The sequence below is a fragment of the Rhodococcus sp. P4_F3_2 genome, assembly GCF_056401335.1.
Genome location: NZ_JBFUJN010000240.1, coordinates 1 through 414, shown reverse-complemented (window position 1 = coordinate 414; position 414 = coordinate 1). Strand labels below are relative to the sequence as shown.

General features: G+C 29.6%; 1 protein-coding gene. It reads left to right on the top strand.

Annotated elements, in window-relative coordinates:
- Positions 1 to 266: 266 nt before the first annotated feature.
- Positions 267 to 414: anti-repressor SinI family protein (locus AC1DWA_RS33570; protein ID WP_477917844.1), on the top strand; the 148-nt coding region annotated here is incomplete at its 3' end.

Below are 414 nucleotides of genomic sequence, written 5' to 3'. Positions count from 1 at the left end.
CTATCGAACTACATGAAACTACTAATAAGCTTGTAAAGRAAATCTRTAAAATCACAAATATAAGTGAAGCTACTTTTTATCGTCGGTGGAGAGAATATCAGAAACTAAAAAATGCGGTGACTACAGGAGAATAACAAAAAGATTTTTATTTTTCACTACATAAACAGCTATCTATAGTCGATTAAAGTAAAGAGGATTAACTATTTAGTTGTAATATAGTGAATGGTCACTATAAAATAGAATATTAAGCTTAAAACAAACGGTAAATGATAAAAAGTATTTATGTACGAGGAGGTACTATGATGAAAAAGTCTATAGCAGTTCTGCCAGAAGAGTGGATGAAGCTAGTTAAAGATGCAATGAATTCAAATGTGAGTAAAGAAGAATTTAAACAGTTTCTAGAAGCAAAATCTC